Annotated in this window: 17 protein-coding genes; 8 read left to right on the forward strand and 9 right to left on the reverse strand. The window is 71.5% G+C overall.

Annotation, left to right across the window (positions count from 1 at the left end; genetic code table 11):
* Window positions 1–57: 57 nt before the first annotated feature.
* Window positions 58–555: an adenosine-specific kinase gene (locus tag I2501_RS16880; protein WP_196194871.1), complete on the forward strand. Its 498-nt coding sequence runs from the start codon at window positions 58–60 to the stop codon at window positions 553–555.
* Between the two features lie 22 nt (window positions 556–577).
* Here the strand turns inward: I2501_RS16880 and I2501_RS16885 are convergent, their stop codons facing one another.
* From I2501_RS16885 to I2501_RS16895, 3 genes are all read right to left on the reverse strand, one after another.
* Window positions 578–1,744 carry an alpha/beta hydrolase gene (locus tag I2501_RS16885; protein ID WP_196194872.1) on the reverse strand — a complete coding sequence of 389 codons (1,167 nt, stop codon included), beginning with the start codon at window positions 1,742–1,744 and terminating at the stop codon, window positions 578–580.
* Window positions 1,745–1,801: 57 nt separating this feature from the next.
* The gene (locus I2501_RS16890; protein ID WP_196194873.1) at window positions 1,802–2,248 is read right to left on the reverse strand and encodes a nitroreductase family deazaflavin-dependent oxidoreductase; all 447 of its coding nucleotides are present in this window, start codon (window positions 2,246–2,248) and stop codon (window positions 1,802–1,804) included.
* A 121-nt stretch (window positions 2,249–2,369) separates the two neighbouring features.
* Window positions 2,370–3,146: a hypothetical protein gene (locus I2501_RS16895; RefSeq protein WP_196194874.1), complete on the reverse strand. Its 777-nt coding sequence runs from the start codon at window positions 3,144–3,146 to the stop codon at window positions 2,370–2,372.
* 234 nt (window positions 3,147–3,380) lie between these two features.
* On the opposite strand from I2501_RS16895, the gene I2501_RS16900 reads away from it, so the two are divergent.
* Window positions 3,381–4,664 carry a cytochrome P450 gene (locus I2501_RS16900; RefSeq protein ID WP_196194875.1) on the forward strand — a complete coding sequence of 428 codons (1,284 nt, stop codon included), beginning with the start codon at window positions 3,381–3,383 and terminating at the stop codon, window positions 4,662–4,664.
* A 51-nt stretch (window positions 4,665–4,715) separates the two neighbouring features.
* Here the strand turns inward: I2501_RS16900 and I2501_RS16905 are convergent, their stop codons facing one another.
* A complete protein-coding gene (locus I2501_RS16905) occupies window positions 4,716–5,678 on the reverse strand; it encodes a serine protein kinase RIO (RefSeq protein WP_328806407.1) in 963 nt (320 codons plus the stop codon).
* Between the two features lie 316 nt (window positions 5,679–5,994).
* Here I2501_RS16905 and I2501_RS16910 point away from each other — a divergent pair, with 316 nt between their 5' ends.
* Window positions 5,995–6,432, forward strand: a complete 438-nt coding sequence (locus I2501_RS16910) for a cupredoxin domain-containing protein (protein ID WP_196194876.1) — start codon at window positions 5,995–5,997, stop codon at window positions 6,430–6,432.
* 48 nt (window positions 6,433–6,480) lie between these two features.
* On the opposite strand, the gene acs is transcribed toward I2501_RS16910, so the two are convergent.
* Together acs and I2501_RS16920 are read right to left on the reverse strand one after the other, a co-directional pair.
* Window positions 6,481–8,493: an acetate--CoA ligase gene (acs, locus tag I2501_RS16915; RefSeq protein ID WP_196194877.1), complete on the reverse strand. Its 2,013-nt coding sequence runs from the start codon at window positions 8,491–8,493 to the stop codon at window positions 6,481–6,483.
* 66 nt (window positions 8,494–8,559) lie between these two features.
* A complete protein-coding gene (locus tag I2501_RS16920; RefSeq protein ID WP_196194878.1) occupies window positions 8,560–9,204 on the reverse strand; it encodes an acetate uptake transporter in 645 nt (214 codons plus the stop codon).
* A gap of 220 nt (window positions 9,205–9,424) precedes the next feature.
* Here I2501_RS16920 and I2501_RS16925 point away from each other — a divergent pair, with 220 nt between their 5' ends.
* Window positions 9,425–10,768: an MFS transporter gene (locus tag I2501_RS16925; RefSeq protein ID WP_196194879.1), complete on the forward strand. Its 1,344-nt coding sequence runs from the start codon at window positions 9,425–9,427 to the stop codon at window positions 10,766–10,768.
* Here the strand turns inward: I2501_RS16925 and I2501_RS16930 are convergent.
* The gene (locus tag I2501_RS16930; protein ID WP_196194880.1) at window positions 10,749–11,807 is read right to left on the reverse strand and encodes an ATP-dependent DNA ligase; all 1,059 of its coding nucleotides are present in this window, start codon (window positions 11,805–11,807) and stop codon (window positions 10,749–10,751) included. The genes I2501_RS16925 and I2501_RS16930 overlap by 20 nt on opposite strands.
* Window positions 11,808–11,867: 60 nt before the next feature.
* Between I2501_RS16930 and ligD the strand changes: the two genes are divergently transcribed.
* From ligD to I2501_RS16945, 3 genes are all read left to right on the forward strand, one after another.
* Window positions 11,868–12,878: a non-homologous end-joining DNA ligase gene (ligD, locus tag I2501_RS16935; protein WP_196194881.1), complete on the forward strand. Its 1,011-nt coding sequence runs from the start codon at window positions 11,868–11,870 to the stop codon at window positions 12,876–12,878.
* 15 nt (window positions 12,879–12,893) lie between these two features.
* Window positions 12,894–13,961: an NAD(+)/NADH kinase gene (locus I2501_RS16940; protein ID WP_196194882.1), complete on the forward strand. Its 1,068-nt coding sequence runs from the start codon at window positions 12,894–12,896 to the stop codon at window positions 13,959–13,961.
* 70 nt (window positions 13,962–14,031) lie between these two features.
* Window positions 14,032–15,546, forward strand: coding sequence for a hypothetical protein (locus I2501_RS16945; RefSeq protein WP_196194883.1), 1,515 nt, complete (start codon window positions 14,032–14,034; stop codon window positions 15,544–15,546).
* An 88-nt stretch (window positions 15,547–15,634) separates the two neighbouring features.
* Here the strand turns inward: I2501_RS16945 and I2501_RS16950 are convergent, their stop codons facing one another.
* Both I2501_RS16950 and I2501_RS16955 read right to left on the reverse strand, forming a co-directional pair.
* A complete protein-coding gene (locus tag I2501_RS16950; protein WP_215909696.1) occupies window positions 15,635–17,242 on the reverse strand; it encodes a hypothetical protein in 1,608 nt (535 codons plus the stop codon).
* Between the two features lie 84 nt (window positions 17,243–17,326).
* On the reverse strand, window positions 17,327–18,502 hold the full coding sequence (locus I2501_RS16955; RefSeq protein WP_196194884.1) for a metallophosphoesterase family protein: 1,176 nt from the start codon (window positions 18,500–18,502) through the stop codon (window positions 17,327–17,329).
* A 282-nt stretch (window positions 18,503–18,784) separates the two neighbouring features.
* On the opposite strand from I2501_RS16955, the gene I2501_RS16960 reads away from it, so the two are divergent.
* On the forward strand, window positions 18,785–19,963 hold the full coding sequence (locus I2501_RS16960) for a phosphatidylinositol-specific phospholipase C domain-containing protein (RefSeq protein WP_196194885.1): 1,179 nt from the start codon (window positions 18,785–18,787) through the stop codon (window positions 19,961–19,963).
* Window positions 19,964–20,113 lie beyond the last annotated feature (150 nt).

Raw genomic sequence — 20,113 nt, forward strand, 5'->3', positions numbered from 1 at the left:
CGGAGTCCCGCGCACGGCCGAGGTGCGCCCGGCCGGACCGCCCCGCACGCTGGAGTCATGTCGAGCGAAGCGGTCAGCATCGAGGTGGTCGGCGTGGACAAGCCGGACGACCTCAACGTCGTCATCGGCCAGTCGCACTTCATCAAGACAGTTGAGGACCTGCACGAGGCGCTGGTCGGCATCAGTCCGCACCTGCGCTTCGGGCTGGCCTTCTGCGAGGCCTCCGGCCCACGGCTGGTCCGCCGCTCCGGCAACGACGCCGAACTGACGGCGCTGGCCGTCGCCAACGCGACGGCGATCGGAGCCGGGCACTGCTTCGTCGTGCTGCTGCGCGAGGGCTACCCGGTCAACGTGCTGAACGCGATCAAGGCCGTGCCGGAGGTCTGCGGCCTGTTCTGCGCGACCGCCAACCCGGTCCAGGTGCTGGTCGCGGTGACCGGGCAGGGTCGCGGCGTCGTGGGCGTGGTCGACGGCGAGCCGCCGCTCGGCGAGGAGACCGAGTCCGACGTCACCGCGCGCAGGCAACTGCTGCGGACCATCGGCTACAAGCTGTGAGCCACGCCGGCTCAGCGGCCGGTCATGGCGCGGGCTCCGGCAGATGGTCGCTCAGGAACGTCAGGCAGGCCGGGAGCAGCCGGACCCAGGTGGTGAAGTTGTGGCCGCCGGTGTCGACCGTCGCCTCGGCGACCGTGGTCGGCGGGCGCACCAGCGCGGCGAAGGACCGGGCCAGCGCGTAGGTGTCGCCGTCCTGCTTGCTGCTGGCCAGCATCAGCGCCACCGGCGGGGCGGGCAGGTTCTGCATCCGCCAGCTCAGGTCGGCCTCGTTGCGCCGCAGTTGGCTGCCGCCGAAGAGGTCGCCGGTGGTCACGTCCTCGGCCGCCTTGAAGTAGCCGGAGAGTGAGGCCGCGGTGGCGTAGAGGGCGGGGTTGCGCATCGCGAGCTTGAGGGCGCAGTAGCCGCCGGTCGAGTCGCCGATCGCGCTGAAGCCGCGCCCGTCGGTGCGGACCCGGTACGAGTTCTCCACGTCCAACGGGACGTCGGCGGTGAAGTACGTCTCCGCCTGCGGGCCGTTCGGGATGTCCTCGCACTCGCTGTCCCTGGGCATGGACGGCGAGGGCTGCATCAGCACCTGGATCATCGGCTTGATCTTGCCCTGCTGGATCAACTGCAGCTCGATCGAGGGGTACTGGAGCTTGGTGACCAGATTGGTGGCCTCGCCGGGGAACCCGGTCATGCTCACCAGCACCGGGAACCGGTCCTTGGCGTAGGCGGGTTGGAAGTACTGCGGCGGCAGGTAGACATAGCCGTCGGTGGTCAGCCCCGTCACCGTGCCCGGGAACCGCACCCGTTCCAGCTTGCCCGCCTTGGCCGGGTCGAGCAGGCCGATGCCCGCCGAGGCCACAGTGGTCTGGCCCAGCACCTGGACCTGCGCCCCGGCCGGTCCGTGCAGGCCGGACCCGGACGCGGTGTGCCCCGCGCCCGCGCCGGCCCCGACCGTGACCGGTCCCTTCGCCCCGATGCCCAGCAGGTCGGACCAACTGCTGTAGAAGGAGAAGGAGTCGTTGACCCAGAGCCCGAGCGTGCAGATCAGGAGCACCTGCGTCACCACGATCGTCCCGATCCGGCCCAGGAACGCCCACCAGTGGCGCTTGGCGAGGCGGGGCCAGATCCAGACCGTCCCGGCGACCGACAGCACGGTCAGCACCACCCCGAGGATCAGCACCCCGCTGCCGGTCAGCGACACGACGTTCCTGCTCCTCCGGGCCTCTCGTCTCTCGCGCTCGGTCGATCTGCCCGCGCGCTAGTGCGCCGTGGCGGCCGGCTCCAGGACGAAGACCGGGATCTGACGGTCCGTCTTGAGCTGGTAGTCGGCGTAGTCGGGGAAGGCCGCGACGGCCCGCTCCCACCACTGCGCCTTCTCGTCGCCCGTGACCTCACGGGCCGTCATGTCCTGGACGGCGGTGCCGTCACGAAGCTCGACGTTCGGGTCGGCCTTCAGGTTCCAGTACCAGACCGGGTGCTTGGGCGCACCGCCCTGGGAGGCGACCACGGCGTAGCTGCCGTCGTGCTCGACCCGCATCAGCGGGGTCTTCCTGAGCTTGCCGCTCTTCACGCCGCGCGAGGTCAGCAGGATGACCGACATCCCGCGCATGGACATGCCCTTCGTCCCACCCGAGGACTCGATCTCCTCGACCTGGGAACGCACCCATTCGGTCGGACTCGGCTCGTACTCACCCTGCAGCGGCATGCGGTTCCGTCCCATCGCGATCTCGGAAGGCGACTGTTCCGATACCGACGATACTGCGGCACACCGACATCATCACCATCCGGCACACCCCGAGCACACGCGGGCACGTGCAGGCACACGCCTACCCGATACAGACGATGAGCAGCTGGATCGCGCAGTCGGTGCCCGGGGTCCCGGACGGAACGGTGACTCCGGGCGTCGGCAGCGAGGGGATGTAGGTCGGGCTGGCGGGCCCGGTCGGCGCGGGCGTCGGCTGGACCGGAGTGGGCTGGACCGGCGTCGGGACGCGCGACGGCAGCGGCGTCGGGTTGCCGCCGCCCGCGGAGCCGGTCGGCAGGGAACCGCCGGGCAGGGCAGGCGTCGGCCAGCCGGTGAGCAGGCCGGTCGGCACGCCGGACGGACCGTCGCCCGGCGTCGCGTCCGCGACGGCCGCCACCGGTGCGGTGTCCGGGGACTGAGCGGCCGTCAACCCGGGTGCGGTGCCGTAGCCGCCGATGGTCGGGCTCTGCGGCGCGTCGACGCCCGGGGGCAGGCCGAGCAACGGGCCCGAGGTGGAGGGCAGCGAGCCTCCCGCCGCGCTTGCCTGCCCGGTGTTGGCCCCGGCTCCGGCGACGGCGCTCATCGCGGCGAAGCCGAGCCCGGCCGCCAGCAGCGCGGGGGCGACCTTCCGCGCGCCTGCCTGCCGCATCGGCCGTCGCGCGTGGCTGACCGGGACGTGCGGGCGTCCGGCCCGAAGCACCCGCGTCTCGGGGCGCGTCGGCAGCGGACGCATCGTCACCCTGGGCCGCGGCGGGTCGGCCGGGGTCGGCACCTCGGGCAGGGTCCGGGCGTCCGCGCCGCAGCCCGCGCAGGAGAAGGCGCCGTTGAGATAGCGATGACAGGGCGGGCAGAACCTCATGACGGGCCTCCGCGAGGCGCGGGACGGGAAGGGAGGGTGCGTGCCGCCGGGGTCGATACCCGCGACACGATCTTCACAGTCGCAGCCGCCTCGGCGAAGGACCGCAATCTCCCCCAAACTGCTCACGGCCGTCCGGCTGAGCTGGTAATCTTCCGGGCCCTGCAGTCAGTTGGCGCGGTCGGGGGCAGGATGAGCCTTGTCCTGCCGTTCATCCACGAAGCCCGAGGAACCGCCATGGCGCACGCGACCGAGCACACCGACGCCGAGAGCCACGCCGACGCGGACTTCTCCCTCTTCGATCCCCGCTTCCGAGCGGACCCCTATCCCGGCTACACCCGCCTGCACGCCGCCGGTCGGCTGCGCCGGACCGCGTTCGGCGCGTGGATCTCGCCTTCCTACCGGGTCTGCTCCCAGGTGCTGCGCGACCCGCGCTTCGGGCGTCCCGAACTGCCCGAGGACGGCCGGACCCGCTCCTTCCTCGGCCTCAACCCGCCGGACCACACCCGCCTGCGCCGCCTGGCCGCCAAGGCGTTCACACCGCGGCTGATCGAGGGCCTGCGCCCGCGTATCGAGGAGCTGGCGGAACAACTGCTCGACGCGGCGCTGGGTCAGGACGGGGCGCAGGAGCAGGGCAACGTGCACGGGCAGGACAACGCACAGGAGCAGGGCGAGTTCGACCTGGTCGCGGCCTTCGCCCACCCGCTGCCGGTGATCGTGATCAGTGAGCTGCTCGGCGTGCCGACGGAGGACCGCGACCGGTTCACCGCGTGGTCCGACACGCTGGCCCGCGCGCTGGGGCCCGAGTACCTGCTGCCGCCGGACGCGCTGGCCGAGATCGACAGCACCCGCGGGCAGTTCGAGGCGTACTTCCGCGAACTGGCCGCGCAACGCCGAGTGCAGCCGACCGACGACCTGCTCAGCGCCCTGGTCGCGGTCTGCGACGACGGCGAGGTGCTCTCCGAGGCGGAGCTGATCGCAACCTGCACCCTGCTGCTCATCGCCGGGCACGAGACCACGGTCAACCTGATCGCCAACGGCACGCTGGCGCTGCTGCGCGAGCCGCAGCGGCTGGCCTGGTTCCGCGCCCACCCCGAGGCCGCGCCCGCCGTGGTGGAGGAGCTGCTCCGGTTCGACCCGCCGGTCCAGCTGACCATGCGCACGGCGCTCGTGGACGCCGACGTCGAGGGCGTCCCGATCGCGGCGGGCGAGCAGATCCTGCTGGTGATCGGCGCGGCCAACCGCGATCCCGAGGTCTTCGCCGACCCCGACCGGCTCGACTTCTCCCGCGCCGAGAACACGGGCGGCAGCGCAGGCGGCACCGACCGCCACCTCGCCTTCGGGCTCGGCATCCACTTCTGCCTGGGCGCGGCGCTGGCCCGGCTGGAGGGCCAGATCGCGCTCACCGCCTTCGCCCGACGGGTGCACGAGCCGGAGCTCGCGACGGACGAGGTGTCCTACCGGGACAACCTCATCCTGCGCGGCCCCGCCTCGCTCCCCGTCAGGCACCGGCGCGGCTGACACCCCTGCGGACTGACTGACGGACTGACGGACTGACGGACTGACGATCCGTCAGTCCAGCCGGGCGTCGAAGGCCAGCGCTTCGGCCAGCGCCTCCACCTTCCGCTGCGGCAGTCCGCGCGCGGTGAACCAGGCGCCGACGTTGCGGACGTCGCGGTCCAGGAAGGCGCGTCCGCGCGGGTTGGCGATGACGTCGACGATCTGCGGCACGTCGATGATCACCAGTCGGCCCTCGTGGACCAGGATGTTGTAGGCGCTCAGGTCCCCGTGCGCGTAGCCGTCCCGGGCGAGCAGCGAGAGGCTGTGGCCGAGCTGCTCCCAGAGGTCGTCGAGGTCCGCCTCCTCAGGGCGCACCTGGGCGAGCCGCGGGGCGGCGGCGCCCTCGGCGTCGCCGATGAACTCCATGAGGATCTCCGTGCCGAGGATCTGCACCGGGTACGGCACCGCGGCACCGGCCTGCCACAGCCGCGACAGCGCGCCGAACTCGGCCGCCGCCCACTGCCCGGCGATGGCCTGCTTGCCGAACTCGGTGCGCTTGGACATGGCCCGGCTGACCCGGGACTCCTTGTGCGTGCGGCCCTCCAGATAGCCGGAGTCGCGATGGAAGAGGCGGTGGTTGCCGTCGCGGTAGCGCTTGGCGGCCATCAGCGTCCGGCGGTCGGTGCCGGGGACGCTGCGTTCGAGGAGGAAGACGTCGGCTTCCTTGCCGGTCTTGAGGATGCCGAACTCCGTGTCCACGGCCGCGAGTTCGGTGACCACCCAGTCGGGGCGCGGCTCGGGGCCCTTCTCGGTGGGCGTGGACCGGTCCCAGGTCGACCAACGGTCGCCCTCGGGCGGCAGTTCGGCGGAGGAGTTGGATGTGGTGGAGGCGGCGGAATCGGGCTCGTTCTCCGCACCCGGCAGCCAGTCGCCGGGGAAGTCGTACTCGACGGCGTACTCGGCATCGCGGTCACGACCACGGCGGGACATCCGCACGAAGGAACGGTCGTCGCTGTCAGCAAAGCGCTTGCGCACTGATGGGTCTCCTGCGGGAGGGCCCGCCGGAGCGCGTGGAAGTGACGCGGGTTCAGCCGGCGAGCTGGTGACGAGGGAAGGCGTCTGGCGCGCACGCGAGGGCGCGCCGCATGAAGGCGGCAACCACGACTACGCACCTCCTCGCTCGGACTCACTCGTACCCACAGGAACGTCAGCCATCGTAACGAGCGCCACCGACCGCGCAACCGAATTAACCTCGCCGATCCCCCGCGCGCGCCGCCTCCCACGCCAAGGCCCGCACCGCTAGCGTCAACGGGAAGCCCCGCCCCGCCCGTGACGTCGAAAGCAGGCGCTGATGACGCGCTCCCTCGCCATGGCAGTCGCGCTCGCCGCGCTCACCCTGGCTGCCACCACCGGCTGTTCCTCGTCGAGTTCCAGTTCCCCATCGTCCGGCGGCTCGACCGCTGCGGCCTCGACCTCCGCCGGCAGCGCCAGCAGCGCGGCCACGGGCACGGGCACCGCCGTCACGGTGAAGGAGACCGAGTTCAAGCTCGCCCTCTCCACCACGGCGTTCAAGCCCGGCGCCTACACCTTCGTCGCGCAGGACGCCGGGACCGTCTCGCACGCGTTGGCGATCGAAGGCCCCGGCGTCCCCATGCAGCAGACACCGATCCTCGCGCCCGGCGGCAAGGCCGACCTCTCGGTGACCCTGAAGCCGGGCAGCTACGAACTCTGGTGCCCGGTCGACGGCCACAAGGCCCTCGGCATGGACACCCACATCACCGTCGCCTGACGGCTCTCACTCCGTCACCCTCACTCCGCCACCCTCACTCCAGCGCGCTCACTCCGTCGCGTGCGGGAGCTTGGCCGAGATCAGGTCCATCACCGACGCGTCGGTCAGTGTCGTGGTGTCCCCGAGGGCGCGGTCCTCGGCGACGTCCTTCAGCAGCCGTCGCATGATCTTGCCGGACCGGGTCTTCGGCAGTTCCGGGACCACCTGGATCTGCCGGGGCTTGGCGATCGGCCCGATCTCCTTGGCGACGTGGGCCTGGAGCGTCTCGACGAGCGTCGGGTCCTCCTCGGTCCCGCCGCGCAGGATGACGAAGGCGACGATGCGCTGGCCCGTCGTCTCGTCCGCCGCGCCGACCACCGCGGCCTCGGCCACCGCCGGGTGGGAGACCAGCGCCGACTCGACCTCGGTGGTCGAGATGTTGTGCCCGGAGACGAGCATGATGTCGTCGACCCGGCCCAGCAGCCAGAGGTCGCCGTCCTCGTCCTTCTTGGCGCCGTCGCCGGCGAAGTAGTAGCCCTGGTCGGCGAAACGGGCCCAGTAGGTCTGCACGAACCGCTCGTCGTCGCCCCAGATGCCGCGCAGCATCGACGGCCACGGCTGGTCGAGGACCAGCAGTCCGCCGCTGCCGTTGGGCACCGGGGTGCCGTCGATGTCCACCACGTCGGCGGAGATTCCGGGCAGCGGCCGCATCGCCGAACCCGGCTTGGTGGCGGTGACGCCGGGCAGCGGGCTGATCATCATCGCCCCGGTCTCGGTCTGCCACCAGGTGTCGACGATCGGACAGCGCTCACGCCCGATGTTCTCCCGGTACCAGATCCACGCCTCGGGGTTGATCGGCTCGCCGACCGTGCCCAGCAGCCGCAGCGAGGAGAGGTCGTAGCGGGCGGGGATCTCGTCACCCCACTTCATGAAGGTGCGGATGGCGGTGGGAGCGGTGTAGATGAGCGTCACGCCGTAGCGGTCGACGTTCTCCCAGAACCTGCCCTTGTGCGGGGTGTCCGGGGTGCCCTCGTAGAGCACACCGGTGGCCCGGTTGGACAGCGGCCCGTAGACAATGTACGAGTGGCCGGTCACCCAGCCAACGTCAGCCGTGCACCAGAAGACGTCGGTGTCCGGCTTGAGGTCGAAGACCGCGTTGTGGGTGTAGGAGACCTGGGTCAGGTAGCCGCCGGTGGTGTGCAGGATGCCCTTGGGCTTCCCGGTCGTGCCGGAGGTGTAGAGGATGAAGAGCGGGTGCTCGGAGTCGAAGGACTCCGGGGTGTGGCGGTCGGACTGACGCTCCATCAGTTCGTCCCACCACAGGTCCCGCCCCTCGGTCCAGGGCACCTCCTGCCCGGTGCGCCGGGCCACGATCACGTGCTCGATGCTCGCGGCGACCCCGCCCGACTCGTCCGCCCCGACCGCCTCGTCGGCGTTCGGCTTGAGCGGCACCACCGTGCCGCGGCGGTTGTACCCGTCCGCGGTGATCAGCACCTTGGCGCGGGCGTCGTCGATCCGCGAGCGCAGCGCGCTGGGCGAGAACGCGGCGAAGACGACCGAGTGCGGCGCGCCGATGCGCGCGCAGGCCAGCATCGCGACGATCGTCTCCGGGATCATCGGCATGTAGATGGCGACCCGGTCCCCCGCCCGGACGCCGAGTTCGGTCAGCGCGTTGGCCGCCTTGGAGACCTCGCGCTGGAGTTCCGCATAGGTGACGGAGCGTCGGTCACCGGGCTCGCCCTCGAAGTGGAAGGCCACCTGGTCGCCGTGGCCCGCCTCGACGTGCCGGTCGACGCAGTTGTAGGCGACATTCAGCTTGCCGCCGACGAACCAGCGGGCGAAGGGCGCGCCGCTCCAGTCCAGGACCTGGGTCCACTCCTGGTCCCAGTGCAGCCGCCGGGCCTGCTCCGCCCAGAAGGCGAGTCGGTCCGCGCGGGCCGCCTGGTAGGCGTCCGCGCGGACGTTCGCGGCCTCGGCGAGCGCAGCGGGCGGCGCGAACCGCCGCCCCTCGTGGAGCAGGTTGGACAGCGTCTCCTGCGCCGCCCCTGTCGCTGTCTCCCGTGCCGGCTCTTCCGCAGCCATGGTCGGTTCCTCCTCAGGGTCGGATCCTCGGGGCGGGGTGTGTGACCGCGCAAGCGGCGGGGTCGCTCACCGCTCCAGCGGCGGGATGGGCAGCACGGTGCGCTTGTGCTGCGCGTTCACGACGGTCGCGGCGGAGGCGTAGAACGCCGCCGCGGCGGTGAAGATGCCGATCCAACCACCCACCTTGATCATCGTGTCCGGCGCGGGCACACCGTTCTGGAACCAGCCGATACCCAGGAACAGGAAGGCCAGCGTCAGCAGCGCGAGAACGACGACCACGGCGAGGTTGGTGCGCAGTGCGGCCAGGGTCAGGTAGGCGGAGATGATGCACCAGCCGATCAGGTAGAGGCCGATCGCCTGGTGGATGTCTCCGGTGGTCAACTTGACGTTCGTGATGATCCACCAGTACGAGAGCCAGAACGCGCCGTACGAGCAGAAGGCCATCAGGCCGAAGGTGTTGCCGCGCCGCCACTCGAGGACGCCGGCCACGAACTGCGCCAGACCGCCGTAGAACGCGGCCAGGCCCAGTACCACGAGAATCGCGCCGGGCTCCTTGATGATGTTGGCGTTGACGAACGACAGCACCAGGGTGGTCAACGCGAAGCCGGCCAACCCGAGCGGCGCCGGATCGGCGTACGCGGGGGTGGGGGTGCTCGCCGTCAGCGGACTGGACGACGAACCGGACGACGCAGTGGGGGTTTCGTTGCTCATGACCGTGCTCCTTCCGAGAGGACTCGATCAGGACATCGCACAGGACGTCACGAAAATCACAGTACGGCGGCTTTTGCCCCCCGTACAGCTGACAAACACGGAAGCTTTTACCTTCCGAACGCACCCCGCCTGACCAGCGAAGATGTGGAGGCTGTTAGCGCGCCGAAAAATCCGGACGACGAACCCTCCGGTTCTGCGATGATCGCGCCGGAGGAAACCCATGCACCGACTGTTCAGTCCTTACCGTTCCGTCTTCCGCATCCCCGGATCCCGGTCGCTCTTCGCCGTCGCCCTGCTGGCGCGCGTCCCGGCGACAGCCAAGGGGATGCTGCTGACCCTGCACATCGTGCTCGACCTGCACCGCGGCTACGGCGCGGCGGGTCTGGTCGCGATGGCGCTGACCATAGGCGTCGCGGCGGGCGGCCCGGTGCTGGGACGGATGGTGGACCGACACGGGGTCCGGCCGGTGCTGGTGGTGACCGGGCTGGCCGAGTCCGTCTTCTGGCTGACCGCGCCGTTCCTCCCCTACGCCGCGCTGCTCCCGGCCACCCTGGTCGGCGGGCTGGTCGCAGTGCCGGTCTTCCCGGTGATCCGGCAGGCCGTCTCGGTCCATGTGCCGGGCGGGCAGCGGCGACAGGCGTTCGCGCTGGACTCGATGATCGTCGAGGTCGCCTACATGATCGGCCCCGCCGTCGCCGTCCTCGCCGTCACCGGCATGCACCACGCCGAGCCGTCCATGCTGGCCGTCGGCGTGCTGACGCTGGCCAGCGCCGCCGCGCTCTGGCCGCTCGGCCGCATCCTCACCCCGAGCCTGCCGCATGCCGCGGACGCGGCGGACGCCGCGCCGACCGCCGAGGCGCAGGTGAGCTCTGAGGCCGCCCGGACCGCCAAGGCCGGACGCCCGTTCTGGCTGCACCCGGGCCTGCTGCTGACGCTGGCCGTCTGCATGTCGGCCAACCTGGTGCTCTCCGGCACCGAGGTCTCCGTGGTGGCGTCGCTGCGCGCCGTGGGCCAGACCCAGTGGGCGGGCGTGACCATCATCGCCTGGTGCGCCGCCTCCCTCGTCGGCGGCTTCTGGCACGGGACAACGGCCAAGCCGCTGCGGCTGCCGGTGCTGATGCTGATGCTCGGTCTGGGCACCGTCCCGATCGGCATCGTGGCCTCCCACGGCTGGATCTGGGCGGCGCTGGCGCTGATCCCTGCGGGCCTGGTCTGCGCGCCCACCATCGCGTCGACGGCCGAGGCGATCAGCCGCGCGGTTCCGGACTCGGCGCGGGGGCAGGCCATGGGCCTGCAGGGCTCCGCGCTGACGCTGGGCGGCTCGCTGGGCGCACCGCTGACCGGCTCGATCATCGACCACTCGTCGCCCGTCTGGGGCTTCGTGGTGGCCGGTCTGATCGGCACCGTCCTCGCCGGACTGGCCCTCGCCTACCGCCCGCGTCCGGCCGCCCCGACCGCTGATCCCGTCGCCGTCGAACCCGTAGCGGTCGAACCCGTAGCGGCCGGGCCCGTTGCCGTCGACACGACAGACGGCGAACTGGCCGTCACCGCAGGATCGCACTGAGGTCGTAGCGCACGGGCTCGTCCAACTGGGTGTAGTCGCAGCTCTCCGGGGACCGGTCCGGACGCCAGCGCTTGAACTGCGTGGTGTGCCGGAACCGGTCCCCCTGCATGTGGTCGTAGCCGACCTCGATCACCCGCTCCGGCCGCAGCGGCACCCAGGACAGGTCCTTGGTCCCGGTCCAGCGGCTGGTCGCGCCCGGCAGCCGGGAGCTCGCCTGGGCGTCCTCGTTCTGCCAGGCGGCCCACGGGTGGCCGTCGGCCGTCTCCATCCGCAGCGGCGCGAGTTCCTCGACCAGCTCCGCGCGCCGCTTCATCGGGAACGAGGCACAGACCCCGACGTGCTGCAGCCGCCCCTCCGCGTCGTGAAGGCCGAGCAGCAGCGAGCCGACCACCGGTCCGCTCTTGTGCTCGCGGTAGCCGGCCACCACGCAGTCGGCCGTGCGCTCGTGCTTGATCTTGAACATCTGCCGCTGGTCCGGCGCGTAGGGCAGGTCGAGCGGCTTGGCCACCACGCCGTCCAGGCCCGCGCCCTCGTACTGCTCGAACCACTGCTGCGCCTCCGCCTGGTCCAGCGTCGCGGGCGCGAGGTGCAGCGGTGGCTCGGCGCCGGTGAGGACCTGCTCCAGCTCGGCGCGCCGCTCGCGCTGCGGGGCGGCCAGCAGGCTGCGGTCGCCCAGCGCCAGCAGGTCGAAGGCGACGAAGGAGGCGGGCGTCCGCTCGGAGAGCAGCTTGACCCGGGACGCCGCCGGATGGATCCGCTCCGTCAGCGCGTCGAAGTCCAGCCGGTCGCCGCGGACCAGCACGATCTCCCCGTCCACCACGCAGCGCTGCGGCAGCTGCCGTTCCAGCTCAGCGACCAGCTCGGGGAAGTAGCGCGTCAGCGGCTTGCCGGTACGGGAGCCGATCACCGTCTCCGGCCCGTCGCGGTGGACGATGGCGCGGAAGCCGTCCCACTTGGCCTCGTAGAGCATCCCCGGCGGGATCGCCTTGACGGACTTGGCCAGCATCGGCTTGACCGGCGGCATCACGGGCAGGTCCATGAGCCGATTCTGCTGCCTCGTCCGCGTGCCCGCAGTCCCGGGACCGCCTACGGTGAGGTCATGGCCGACGCGCTGGAGCTTGAGATCGGCGGGCGCGCGGTGCGCGTGACCCACCCGGACAAGGTGTACTTCCCCGAGACCGGCTACACCAAGCTGGACGTGGCCCGGTACTTCGAAACCGTCCAGGACGGGGCGCTGCGCGCGGTCCGCGACCGTCCGACGACGCTGCAACGCTTCGTCGACGGCATCGGCGGCGAGGCCTTCTACCAGAAGCGCGTCCCGCGCGACCTGCCCGACTGGATCCCCAGCGCCCGCGTCACCTTCCCCAGCGGCCGACCGGCGGACGAGATGTGCCCGACCGAACCGGCAGCCGTGCTCTGGGCGGTCAACCGCGGCTGCCTCACCTTCCACCCGTGGCCGGTCCGCAGCTCGGACACGGACCACCCCGACGAGCTCCGCATCGACCTCGACCCGCAGCCGGGCACCGACTTCACCGACGCCGTCCGCGCCGCGCACCGGCTCCGCGAGGTGCTCGGCGAACTCGGCCTGACCGGCTGGCCGAAGACCTCCGGCGGACGCGGCCTGCACGTCTTCGTCCCGATCCGCCCCGAGTGGACCTTCGTCGAGGTGCGCCGCGCGGTGATCGCCATCGGGCGGGAGCTGGAGCGCCGGATGCCGGAGCAGGTCACCACCGCGTGGTGGAAGGAGGAGCGCGGCAGCCGGATCTTCGTCGACTTCAACCAGACGGCCCGGGACCGCACCATCGCCTCCGCGTACTCGGTCCGGCCCCGGCCCAACGCCCCCGTCTCCGCGCCGCTGCGCTGGGACGAGCTGGACGAGGCGCGCCCCGACCTGTTCGACATCGTCACCATGCCGCGCCGCTACGCCGAACTCGGGGACGTCCACGCGGACATGGAGGACCACGCGTTCGACCTGACGGCGGCTCTGGAGCTGTCCCGGCAGGACGAGGAGGAACGCGGCCTGGGCGACATGCCGTATCCCCCCGAGTACCCGAAGATGCCCGGCGAGCCGAAGCGCGTCCAACCGAGCCGCGCCCGCTCGGACACCTGAGGGACGGGACGGACCATGACCGTGCACCGCGTCGGACTCGTCGTCCACCAGGGCCGTGCCGCCGCACGGGACGCCGCGCTGACCGTGCGGGCCTGGTGCGAGGCGCACGGACTGCCCTGCACCGAGATCGACGTCTGGTCGACGGACCAGCACCGCCGCTCCGGCCGCGAGGAGGCCCACGCGGCCGGAGACCCGGACCTGGTCGTCACCCTGGGCGGGGACGGGACCTTCCTGCGCGGCGCGCGGATCGCCGTGAAGACCTCGGCCAGCGTGCTCGGCGTCGACCTGGGCCACGTCGGCTTCCTGACCGAGGTTCCGGTCCAGGACGTCACCGCCGCCCTCGACGCCGTCCACACCGGCCACGCCCTGGTCGAGGAGCGCATGACGCTGACCATGCGGGCGTCCAGGCCGCCGGAGATCCCGGAGGAGCTGGAGTCCTTCCTCTGCTTCGGCCACGGCCCAGCCCTGCCGCCCCCGCCGGTGCGACCGGAGAGCACCGAGGGCGACGGCTGGGGGTTGGCCCTGGACGTCAACGCCCTCAACGACGTCGTCGTGGAGAAGCTGGCCCGCGACCACCAGGTCAGCGCCGGCGTCTACATCTCCGGCCGCCTGCTGGCCGCCTACTCCGCCGACGCCCTGGTGGTCGCCACCCCGACCGGTTCCACCGCCTACTCCTTCGCCGCCGGAGGTCCCGTGCTCTCCCCGCACATGGACGCCGTGGTGTTCACGCCGATCGCGCCCCACATGACCTTCAACCGCACCGTGGTCGCCGCCCCCGACGAACCCGTCGCGCTGCGCATCCTGCCGCACTCCGGCCGTGCGGCGGTCACCATCGACGGCCAGTTGCGAGGCGTGCTCGACCCCGGCGACTGGATCGGCGTCTACCGCGCCCCACAACGCGTCCGCCTGATCCGGATCCACCCGACCGACTTCTACGGCCGCCTCCGCGACCGCTTCCGGCTCACCGACGCACCCGCGACGGCCTCTGACGGGGAGTCGGCACCCTTCTTCTTCCGCCCCGACTCCCCCGTCCCACCCGACCTCGCGGGCCTCCGCCTCCTGCCCCCGACGGCGGCCCGCTAGGCTTCGGCGTCCGACCCGGCCCTGCCGGCCGGACGAGCAGGGCGGGTGGACCAGGCAGGGGGAGAGAGCGGTGCCGGAACACGAAGCCGAGGCGGACGACCATGTCCTGACGTCGGCGCTGCTCACTGCCCTTGGGGTGGTCGACGAACCAGCCCAACGGGACGAGTTGTGCCGGGAGTTGGAGTGGTTCGCGCATCCGCGGGTACAGGCCGCCACGGCACGAGCGACGCCCGTGGACACGCTTGTCGAGTTCCTCGCGACCACGCGGCTCGCGCTGCCCGCCGCCCGCAGTCGGGCGCTTCGGACCGGGCTGGCGGAGGTAGTCGATTCCGGCCGGAGCGCAGTCACGTCCCCTCGGGACGTCGTGATCCGGCTGGTGCGCGAGGTGTTCGGTGCCCCGGCAGGGCAGCTCGCGGATAAGCTCACCCAACTGATCTCCCGCTCCGGCCAGTCCGGGTGTGGCCTCGACAGCACGACCGTGCGAAGGCTCTACGCCGAGGCGTCCGACCTGTGTGACGTGTGGGTGCTCGCCCTGAGCGGAGGGCTCGTGACATCCGTCGACGCGCAGGGCACGGCCGACGAGTTGTACGCGACCGAGGCCGCGGTCCGCGCCGTGTTCGACCCGGACGACCCGGCCGGCCTCGGCCGACGACGCCTGGATCTCGTCGACCTGGTCCGTCAGCTGACCGAGCTGGTGGCACTCGACCGGTGGGGGCTGCTCCCGGAGCGGGACTGGCCCTCGGCGACCGCTCCCGCACTAGGCTGGCCGGCCGTGCTCGCCCAGGCCCAGTACCGGCTGCGCCAGATCTCAGCCTCCGGACCACCGCCCCGGATCGAGCACGGCACCGGCAAGGACCGGACCCCGTCTGGCGACCGGCGCCACGGCCTGGCACTGCACCTCCTGGCCGCCTTCGACGCTTCCCAGAATGCCTCTCGCGACGGCTCCCACGCCCTCGCCGGTCCGACGCCTGAGCAGCGCGAGGCGGGCCGTCAACGCATCCAGCGATCACTCCACCCGGCGATGCCCTGGGCGACCAGGCTCCAGGTCGCCGATCTCGCCTGGTCCCTCCGCCGGACGCCGGAGCTGATGGCGGACTACGGGCTCGGCGACACCGACGGTGCCGAACAGGCCGCTGCCGACCTGCCTGCCCTGCTCAGCGACCTGCGGCCGGGCTGGTTCGCGGTCGGGCCCGATCACCTCCCGCTCAACAGCTGGGAGCTCCGCGAACTCTTCCCCGAGCTCTGTCGTCTGCTCGCCGTCCGCCGCGAGCAGGTGTCGGACGCCGACCTCGGCGCGTACTGGGACTCCAACGACCCGTCGATCCTTCCGGAACTCGTCGCCGGGGCCTACCTCGCGTCGTGCGCGGCACCTGGCCGCTTCGCGGCCGCGCTCTCGGGTGAGCTCGCCGCGTTCGGCCTGCTCTTTGCCGAAGACGCCGCCACCGACGCCGCCCTCGCGCTGCTCGGCGAGCAGCCCCGCCAGGCGGAACCCGGCACCCCTTGGTGGGACGACCTGACCTGGCAGGCCTGGCTTCGGGGGGCCGCGGCCGAGGTCATGCGACAGGCTCGTCCACGGAGTCGGTGATCTGACGCCGGTGGGCGAAACCAAGCGTGTCCGGCCGAGCAGAGCCCGGCCGGACACACGGACCTGACTGCAGGTCAGTTCTCGCCCGTCACTGCCCCGGGACGTACACGATGCCGCGCAGTGCCTCGCCGGACTGGGCCGTGCGGAGGGTCCGGAAGGTGTCACCGGCGGCGCTGGTCGCGTCGAGGTGGTCGGTCACCCGGACCAGGCGGTTGGGGTCGGCGCCCTCGTCCGTCGCGCCGGAGACGGTGGAGGTGACCGCCCAGACGGAGACCGTGCCGTCCGGGTTCACCTCGCCGGTGAGGTTGCGCAGGCCGTCGGTGGCCGGTGCCCACGGCAGGCCGGTGACGGGGTTGTCGCCGGTGGGGTAGCCGGAGACGGCGTAGGGCGTGCCGAGGTCGAGGCCGCTCTGGATGGTGTACGCCAGCTTCCACGAGCCGTCGCTGAGCTCCCACTTCTGCAGTCCGGCACCGGTCTGCGCGGCGGCGTCGGTGTAGCTGCCGGTGGCCGCGTCGTAGGTGTTGGAACCGCTGCCCTCGTCGGCCACGTACATCGTGGTGTCGTTGGCGAACCACACGCCGAACGGGAACGACGTGGTCGACTTCGTCGCGGTCGGGAAGCCCGCCAGGACGCACATGTTCTCCGGCAGGCCGGTGGACTGCAGCGTCGCCGGGTTGTACGACAGCCCCGAAGTCGGCAGCGGCGCGCCCGGTACCGGGAGGCCGACGCCGGACGGGCAGGCCTTGCCCGTGGTGTCGATGAAGTAGACGGTGTTGACGCCGTTCCCGCCGCTGCCCTTGGTCAGGTAGACGACGTTGTCGTGGACGGTCAGGCCGCGGAAGTTGTCGTCCTTGCCGACCTTGTCGGCCTTGTCGCCCAGCGCGGTGATGTTGAACCCGCCCATCGGGGTCGGCTGGCCGACCTGCTGCTCGCTCTCCGGCAGCGTCGAGGGCGTGGTGAGCTGCGCACCGGCGCCGGCGATCACGCCGACCGGCTGCGGGTTGCTGCCGTTGCCCGCGTTGCCCGACATGAAGAGCTTGTTGTCGGCGCTGTCGAGGATCGCGGCGCGGCCGTTGTTGCCGCTGTAGGCGTTGGTCTCGGTGTAGCTGAAGCTGCCGTTGCCGTGCAGTTCGGCGACCGCCCGGTAGAACGACTCCCCGACCGGGTTGGTCGGGTCGACGACACCGGGGGTGTTGGAGTTCGACACGTCGACCGCGCCGACGGGCGCCACGTAGCCCATGAACGTGAGCGCGCTGCCGTTGGTGGACAGGTTCAGGCCCAGCTCGGACTTGGAGGAGAAGCTGGAGACCAGGTGGTCGCCGTTCGGGCCGGACGGCACGTCGAGCGTGCGCATGGTGTGGCCGGACGGGGTGATCGTGTCGAGCAGGATCGGCGAGGTGACGCCGAAACTCCCGTCCACCGACTCGTTGTTGAAGACCTCCGGGTAGCCGCCGTCGGCGACGGCGGTGACGCAGTCCGTGGTGCAGCCGGGCGGCAGCTGCGTGACGCCCGGGACGACGGTGTTCTTGCCCGCGGTGTAGACCGTGCGGGACAGGATGAGGTGGCCCGGGAGGAGGACGTGGTTCGGTCCGGCCGGACGGTGCGCGGGCGCTGCGGTCGCGGCCGTACCGGGGAACAGCACCAGACCGGACAGGACGCCACCGACAGCGGCGGCAAGGGCGAGGCGGGAGGCCATCTGGGTACTCCTGGGAAGAGTGAAAGAGACGGGCAGGAGAAAAGAGAGTTGACGAGCTGACGAGCCGTCAGTTGCTGCGGGTCGTCAGTTGCAGCTGCCGCTGCCGGAGTCGCTGTACTGAAGCGCGCTCGCGTCGAAGCCCGGGCCGGCCAGGACGGGCTTGTAGTCCCAGCTGTAGCCGTGCGGCTTGAGCGTGAAGTTCATGACGCCGAAGGCGCTGGCCTGGGCGGTGACCACGTTGGGGTTGGCGTAGTTCCCCTGCGTACCCGCGAGGGTGTCCAGGGCCTCGCCGCCCGAGCCGATGATGAACTCCGGGATGCCGTGGGCCGGGTCGTACTGACCCGCCGGGTTCATCGGGCGCAGCCGGGCGTAGGCGTGCTCGTGGCCGTTGAGGATCAGCGTGGCGCGGTGCTGGTAGAGCAGCTTCCACCACGCGTCGGCCGCCGCGCCCTCGACGCCGCCGGCTCCCGGCGCGGACGCGGGGACCGTGGCGGTCGCGGCCGTCGTGGCGCTGAACGTCGGCTGGTGCCAGTAGGCGATGGTGCACGGGCGCTGATTGGTGGTCAGGTCGTGTGCCAGCCACTGGGTCTCCTGCGCGAGGAGGCCGTTGTCCGTCGTGGAGCAGTCGTGCTTGAACTCGTCCGAGTCGCACTCGGCGTTCAGCGAGACGATGTGCCAGTTGCCCAGGTCGTAGGAGTACCACCCCTGGTTGGCCGCGGTGTCGTCACCGGCCTGGCCCTGGGTGGTCGGTGCGCCGGACTGGTCGTGGCCGTTGAAGTAGTCGAAGTAGCCGGTCCCGTTCTGCGCGGCCTCGTTGTCGCCCTTCTTGGCGTACGCGTAGTACTCGTGGTTGCCCGGCGCCGGACGCTCCAGCATCTTCAGGCCGCCCCATGCCTGGTCGAAGGACTGCTCGAAGTCGGTCAACTTGCCGACCTGGTACTGCTCGTCGCCCAGCAGCGCGACGACATCGGGGTGCATGTCGGTGGCCTGCTTCGCGGTGGCGAACTCGGCACTCATACCGCCCAGGGTGGGAGAGCCGCACTTGAGCGAGGTCGGGGTGGCGGAGTTCTCGGGATCGTCCGGTTCGCAGGCGATGTCACCGACCGCCGCCAGGGTGTACGAGGCGGCGCCGACGCCGTGGCCGGCGTAGGGCCAGTCGTTGTCGCTGCCGTGCCGGTTCCCGACGGCGACGGCGGTGCCCGTGACGGCGAGGACGGCGAGTCCGGCTGCTGCGGCGGAGAGCTTGGTGGCACGGCGCATGTGCGGGGTCCTTCCACAGGAGAAGCGGTCACCGCACGTTAAGCGGTCGATCTAACAGCTGATACAAACGTGCTCTAACGCTCCGATGAACACTCCGACCGCGCATCGCGGCCAAGTGGCTGACAGTCCGTCATCTCCGCGCTCTTCCAAGGGGGGCGCCCAGTGCCTACCATCCGGTAATCGAACGGACCGCCACGATCGGCGGCCTGTCATGGCTCACTCATCTGAGCCACCCGGTCACCCGGTCACCCAGTGACCCCGAGGGAGAGGACTCCAGAGCAGATGCGCCTCACGTCCCGCATCACGCCCCGCCTCACGTCCCGCATCACGCCCCGCCTCACGTCCCGCATCACGCCCCGCCTCACGTCCCGCATCACGCCCCGCCTCACGTCCCGCACCGCGCTCCGCTTGCTGACGCCGGTCGCGCTCGCCGTGCTGCTGGCGGCGACCACCGGGGGCGGCTCCGCCTCCGCGCAGCCGACCACGTCCACGCCCGCCTTCGACAGCCTGACCCAGCAGAGCCACACGGACTGGATGGCCTCGCTGCCCGACAGCACCGGGCTGGGCGCGCTGTCCGTCCCCGGGACGCACGACACGCTGGCCATCCACGGCGGCCTCGCGCCCTGGGCGTACGAGGCGCAGGAGGACCACGGCGACAGCGCCGCGACGCTCACCGCTCAGCTCGACGCCGGGATCCGCGCCATCGACATCCGGGTACGGGTCGTCAACAGCGGCACGGCGTTCGCGATCCACCACACCGACGTCTACCAGAACGCCAATTTCGACGACGTGCTCACGCACGCGCAGGCGTTCCTGACCGCGCACCCGGGCGAGACCGTGCTGATGGACCTGCACGGCGAGTGCGACGCGGACACCACCGAGGGCGGCAGCGGCACCTCGTCCATCGGCCACTGCGCGGACGACCCCGCGTCGACCACCGCCGCCGACCGGATGCGGATCCTGCAGAGCTATATCGCCCGCTACCCCGGCCTCTTCTACGCGCCGACCGTCACCGGGACGTCGACGGCGGCGATGCCGACACTCGGTCAGGTCCGCGGCCACATCGTGCTGACGAGCTTCACCGGCCCGCTCGGCGAGGTCTACCCCGGATACGGCCTGTCCCAGCTGACCGGCGCCAACGCCGGGTCCTACGTCGAGAACGACTGGACCCAGTGCACCACGGCGACCAAGTGGGGCGAGGCGCAGTCCAACATCGCCGCGGCCGGCGCCGACACGACGGGCGCGATGTTCACCACCTACCTCTCCGCCAACTGCTCCCCCTTCGGCGGGGGCCCGGCGGACGTGGCGGGCGGCTACCTGTGGCAGACCGGCGTCAACCAGCTGGCGCTCAACTACCTCACAGGCAGCGGAAGTTCGAGCCGAACTGGGGTGGTGCTGATGGACTACCCCGGCTACGCGCTGATCGACGCCATCCTGAACCGGGACGGCGCGGCGGGCTGAACCACCCGCTGCTCAGCACGCCGCACGAGCCTCCGCCGCGCGGAGGAAAGGGCGGGACACGACGGGCTTCCCCGGCGTGTCCCGCCCCCGTGTTCCACCGGCCGACGCTCAGAACCACCGCAGAAGTCGCACAGGAGATCCGCGCTGTCA

The organism is Streptacidiphilus fuscans, from assembly GCF_015690355.1.
Classification (GTDB): Bacteria; Actinomycetota; Actinomycetes; order Streptomycetales; family Streptomycetaceae; genus Streptacidiphilus; species Streptacidiphilus fuscans.